We start from the raw sequence: 3,331 nt of genomic DNA on the forward strand, positions 1-3,331 counted from the left end.
GCCACTTTGTAAGATACTTTGAAAAAGTGTCCGAAGTGTCGGCGCCTTTTCGAAAGAAAAGTCGGTTCTCTGTTTTGATATCATAATGAAAGCATCCGTTTTGCGGGTTTTGTTCAAAAGCCTGCTTGTTCTGTGACATTTTGAAGAGAAGACATAATTGGCCGCATCTGGCGCCAGACCTTTAGGGGTTTGCCGGATGTGTCAGCTAGCCAGTTACCAATACCCGCCAGGGTATTGTACGGGGGCGCTTGACCGCTGCCCCGCCAGTTATGTCTCATGAACTGGTCTAGGCATATGCATTGCATATGTCTTTGATACATACGATGTATGTATTGTTGATTGTACATTGAGCAACCGATGTACAAGCCAAGTTAAATCAAGCTTTATTTTTGTTAGTAATGCCACTTCCGACACTTCTTTGAAGTGTCTTTGGAAGTGTCAGTAGTCTGGCTGTTCCTTTTGGAGTGGCCTTTATGATTATAGCTAATGAGAGTGATCAAGTGTCTTAAGAGCATTTGGTGGATGCCTTGGCGACTAGAGGCGATGAAAGACGTGATACGCTGCGATAAGCGTCGGGGAGCTGCGAATAAGCTTTGATCCGGCGATTTCTGAATGGGGCAACCCACACCGTAAGGTGTACCCGCAAGGGGGCAAACCCGGGGAACTGAAACATCTAAGTACCCGGAGGAAAGGACATCAACCGAGACTCCGCTAGTAGTGGCGAGCGAACGCGGATCAGGCCAGTGGCTATAGATTAAGAACCGGAACAAGCTGGGAAGCTTGACCTTAGTGGGTGATAGTCCCGTACGGGTAGAAAGATTTATAGTCCTCGAGTAGGGCGGAACACGTGAAATTCTGTCTGAACATGGGGGGACCACCCTCCAAGCCTAAGTACTCCTAGTCGACCGATAGCGCACCAGTACCGTGAGGGAAAGGTGAAAAGTACCCCGACGAGGGGAGTGAAATAGTACCTGAAACCGAATGCTTACAAACAGTTGGAGCCCAAGATTTGTTCTGGGTAACAGCGTACCTTTTGTATAATGGGTCAGCGACTTAATTTAACGAGCAAGCTTAAGCCGATAGGTGTAGGCGTAGCGAAAGCGAGTCTGAATAGGGCGTCTTAGTTCGTTGGATTAGACCCGAAACCGAGTGATCTAGCCATGAGCAGGTTGAAGGTGCAGTAACATGCACTGGAGGACCGAACCCACGAATGTTGAAAAATTCGGGGATGACTTGTGGCTAGGGGTGAAAGGCCAATCAAACTCGGAAATAGCTGGTTCTCCGCGAAATCTATTTAGGTAGAGCGTCCTGTGAATACTCCTGGGGGTAGAGCACTGGATGGGCTATGGGGGCTCACCGCCTTACTGATCCTAACCAAACTCCGAATACCAGGAAGTACTGCAGGGCAGACACACAGTGGGTGCTAACGTCCATTGTGGAGAGGGAAACAACCCTGACCGCCAGTTAAGGTCCCTAAGTTATGGCTAAGTGGGAAAGGATGTAGAGATCCCAAAACAACCAGGATGTTGGCTTAGAAGCAGCCATCATTTAAAGAAAGCGTAACAGCTCACTGGTCTAAATAAGGGTCTCCGCGCCGAAAATGTACCGGGGCTAAAGCCATACACCGAAACTGCGGGCTTGTCTTTGACAAGCGGTAGCGGAGCGTTCTGTAAGCTGATGAAGGTGGACCCGTGAGGGCTGCTGGAAGTATCAGAAGTGCGAATGCTGACATGAGTAACGATAAAGAGGGTGAGAGACCCTCTCGCCGAAAGTCCAAGGGTTCCTGCGCAACGCTAATCGGCGCAGGGTTAGCCGGCCCCTAAGGCGAGGCCGAAAGGCGTAGTCGATGGGAACGGGGTTAATATTCCCCGGCCAGTGGGTAGTGACGGATGCCGTGTATCGTATCTCCTTATTGGATTGGAGATGCGGTGAAGGTGTTCCTGGAAATAGCTCCCACGCTAAGACCGTACCCGAAACCGACACAGGTGGACAGGTAGAGTATACCAAGGCGCTTGAGAGAACTGTGCTGAAGGAACTCGGCAAATTGCTCCCGTAAGTTCGCGAGAAGGGAGCCCAATACGAAGGCAACTTTGTATTGGGGGCACAGAATAGGGGGTTGCGACTGTTTATCAAAAACACAGGGCTCTGCGAAGCCGCAAGGCGACGTATAGGGTCTGACGCCTGCCCGGTGCTGGAAGGTTAAGAGGAGGTGTGCAAGCACCGAATTGAAGCCCCAGTAAACGGCGGCCGTAACTATAACGGTCCTAAGGTAGCGAAATTCCTTGTCGGGTAAGTTCCGACCTGCACGAATGGCGTAACGACTTCCCCGCTGTCTCCAGCACAGACTCAGTGAAATTGAATTCCCCGTGAAGATGCGGGGTTCCTGCGGTCAGACGGAAAGACCCCGTGCACCTTTACTACAGCTTCACACTGGTATTCGTGATGACATGTGTAGGATAGGTGGTAGACGTTGAAACCAAGGCGCCAGCTTTGGTGGAGTCATCCTTGAAATACCACCCTTGTCCTCATGGATATCTAACCGCGGTACTACAATACCCGGGACCGTGTGTGGCGGGTAGTTTGACTGGGGCGGTCGCCTCCCAAATGGTAACGGAGGCGCGCGAAGGTAGGCTCAGAGCGGTCGGAAATCGCTCGTTGAGTGCAATGGCATAAGCCTGCCTGACTGCGAGACTGACAAGTCGAGCAGAGACGAAAGTCGGTCATAGTGATCCGGTGGTCCCTCGTGGAAGGGCCATCGCTCAACGGATAAAAGGTACGCCGGGGATAACAGGCTGATGATGCCCAAGAGTCCATATCGACGGCATTGTTTGGCACCTCGATGTCGGCTCATCACATCCTGGGGCTGGAGCAGGTCCCAAGGGTTTGGCTGTTCGCCAATTAAAGTGGTACGTGAGCTGGGTTCAGAACGTCGCGAGACAGTTCGGTCCCTATCTGCCGTGGGTGTAGGAAATTTGAGAGGATCTGTCCCTAGTACGAGAGGACCGGGATGGACGAACCTCTGGTGGACCTGTTGTGGCGCCAGCCGCATTGCAGGGTAGCTATGTTCGGAATGGATAACCGCTGAAGGCATCTAAGCGGGAAACCAACCTCAAAACTAGATATCCCTTGAGAGCCGTGGAAGACCACCACGTTGATAGGAGGCATGTGGAAGAGGGGTAACTCTCGAAGCTGAGCCTTACTAATAGCTCGATTGATCTTGATCACTCCCATTAAGCTATAATCATAAACGACAAACACGTAGATTTGTCGCCAACAAAACAAAGCTAAAACTTGGATAACAACAACAAACACTCCGAAAAGAGTGGCACAA

1 rRNA gene is annotated in these 3,331 nt (G+C 51.1%); it reads left to right on the forward strand.

Annotated features, from left to right (window positions below):
• Nucleotides 1–494: 494 nt before the first annotated feature.
• Nucleotides 495–3,225, forward strand: a 23S ribosomal RNA gene (locus PsW74_RS11880).
• Nucleotides 3,226–3,331 lie beyond the last annotated feature (106 nt).

The sequence above is a fragment of the Pseudovibrio sp. W74 genome (genome assembly GCF_001623085.1).
In the GTDB taxonomy this organism is placed as follows: domain Bacteria; phylum Pseudomonadota; class Alphaproteobacteria; order Rhizobiales; family Stappiaceae; genus Pseudovibrio.